The organism is Mesorhizobium sp. M7A.F.Ca.CA.002.05.1.1, from assembly GCF_003998335.1.
Classification (GTDB): domain Bacteria; phylum Pseudomonadota; class Alphaproteobacteria; order Rhizobiales; family Rhizobiaceae; genus Mesorhizobium.
In genome coordinates this window covers 1-2,399 of sequence record NZ_RZQI01000894.1, presented here as the reverse complement: position 1 = coordinate 2,399, position 2,399 = coordinate 1, and the positions used below count along the sequence as shown (strand labels likewise).

The window sequence follows — 2,399 nt, the reverse complement described above, 5'->3', positions numbered from 1 at the left end:
TCTTCACCCTTGATTTCGTCGCCCTTGAGCTCGCCCAGCAATTCATGGAAATCCTTGGCCTCGCGAAAATTGCGGTAGACCGAGGCAAAGCGGACATAGGCGACATCGTCGAGCGACTTCAGCGCTTCCATGACCAGCCGGCCGACTTCTCCCGAAGCAACCTCCGTCTCGCCGGAACTTTCGAGCTGGCGCACGATGCCGGTCACCGCGCGGTCGATGCGCTCGGGATCGACATTGCGCTTGCGCACGGCGATCTCCACCGAACGCAGCAGCTTGTCGCGGTCGAAGGGCACTTTGCGGCCCGATTTCTTGACCACGACGAGGTCGCGCAACTGCACGCGCTCGAAGGTGGTGAAGCGACCGCCGCAATCGGGGCAGACACGCCGCCTGCGGATCGCCGCGCCATCCTCTGCGGGGCGCGAATCCTTCACCTGCGTATCTTCTGACTGGCAATAGGGACAGCGCATGGAGAAGCCTTTGGTTGGCGAATCTGGTGAAGCGAAAGGCTTAGAGGTTTTTGCAGCGATGGCAAAGTGTCGCCAACAGCCCCACGCCCTTCAGAGATAGCGAGGCGCAAGCAGGATTGCCAGCCTCGCCAGGCAGCCGCACCGCGTACCGATGTCTTCAGGGAGCTACGTCGGCGGTCGGGAATCCGCACGATGCACCGAGGCTGCGATAGGCCTTGGTGAAGCCGTCCATGGATATGCTTCCAACAGGCGCGTCGCCAAAGGAGACATCAAGCACCGATGCCCGGCGCATGGCGCGCAAGAGCGCCAGGCTGATCTTGGCCTGATTGTCCACGGTCCAGCTGAGCCGGCCGTTGACGGCGCCATCGGAATGGAGTTTGGCGGCGACACGGCCCTTGTCGTCGCCGATGGTGGCGGCAATCGACTTGCCGGCCGGCAGACCCTTGTTGTCGACGGCGATGGTTATGGAGGGGTAGGCATCCGGCGGCAGTGCATCGCCGTTCGTGATGACGAGCGTCAAGGTACCGGGCACGCCGCCCGCGCCGATAAAGGCGGTCGAGGCAGCGCAGGTCTTGCGCAGATCCTCACCGGTGTCGACCTCGTCGACCAGGGTCGACCATCTGCCGAACGTTTCGAGCTTGGGTGCCACCTGGGCGGGCGCCGCCGGCTCGGCCTGAGGTGCGGGTTGCGCAGGCGCTGGTTGAGCAGAGGCGGTTTTCGCCAAGGCGGCGGGGAAAGGCACGGCGATCAAAGCGGCCAGAGCGCCAACGGCACCAAGGTCGGCGAAACGAAATGGTCGCATCATCAAGGCTCCTGCCGGTCGCGCCGGCCTGCTGAAACGACGCTTGTCGTTGCAGCAGGCGGTAAGCCTTCCTATCGCGTCAGCCGAGATAGGGATAGAGCGGGAAGCGATCGGTCAGCGCCACGACCTTGGCCTTGACCGCAGCTTCGACAGCGGCATTGCCCTCGTCGGAATTCGCAACCTTGAGACCGTCCAGCACTTCGGCGATCAGCTTGCCGGTCTCGCGGAATTCGGCCTGGCCGAAGCCGCGCGTGGTGCCGGCCGGGGTGCCGAGACGCACGCCCGAGGTGACGAAAGGCTTTTCCGGGTCGAACGGAATGCCGTTCTTGTTGCAGGTGATGTTGGCGCGGCCGAGCGCCGCCTCGGCGCGCTTGCCGGTGGCGTTCTTGGGCCTGAGGTCCACCAGCATGAGATGGTTGTCGGTGCCGCCGGAGACGATGTCGAGACCAGTCTCCTTGAGGCTGGAGGCCAGCGCCTTGGCGTTGGCGGCAACGCTCTCGGCATAGACCTTGAAACTCGGCTTCAGCGCTTCGCCGAAAGCGACAGCCTTGGCAGCGATGACATGCATCAGCGGACCGCCCTGCAGGCCGGGGAACACCGCCGAATTCATCTTCTTGGCGATGTCCTCGTCATTGCACAGGATCATGCCGCCGCGCGGGCCGCGCAGCGACTTGTGCGTCGTGGTGGTCACGACATGGGCGTGCGGCAGCGGCGACGGATGCACGCCGCCGGCGACCAGGCCGGCGATGTGCGCCATGTCGACCATCAGATAAGCGCCGACCGCGTCGGCGATCTCGCGAAACCGCTTCCAGTCCCAGACGCGCGAATAGGCGGTGCCGCCGGCCAGGATCAGCTTCGGCTTGGTCTCATGCGCGGTCTTCTCGATGGCATCCATGTCGAGCAGATGGTCGTCCTGGCGCACGCCATAGGAGACGACCTTGAACCATTTGCCGCTCATGTTGACCGGCGAACCGTGGGTCAGATGGCCGCCGGAATTGAGGTCGAGGCCCATGAACGTGTCGCCCGGCTGCAAAAGCGCCAGGAACACCGCCTGGTTCATCTGGCTGCCGGAATTCGGCTGGACGTTGGCGAAGTTGCAGCCGAACAGCTTCTTGGCGCGCTCGATGGCC

3 protein-coding genes are annotated in these 2,399 nt (G+C 64.4%); all 3 read right to left on the bottom strand.

The genetic code is table 11. From position 1 onward, the window contains the following. A partial coding sequence (gene nrdR, locus EN939_RS30140; protein WP_127271310.1) for a transcriptional regulator NrdR occupies positions 1-467 on the bottom strand: 467 nt, incomplete at its 3' end. A 157-nt stretch (positions 468-624) separates the two neighbouring features. Further along, on the bottom strand, positions 625-1,272 hold the full coding sequence (locus EN939_RS30135; RefSeq protein WP_127271308.1) for a hypothetical protein: 648 nt from the start codon (positions 1,270-1,272) through the stop codon (positions 625-627). Positions 1,273-1,348: 76 nt separating this feature from the next. Then, on the bottom strand, positions 1,349-2,399 hold a 1,051-nt coding region (gene glyA / locus EN939_RS30130; RefSeq protein WP_164751349.1), incomplete at its 5' end, for a serine hydroxymethyltransferase.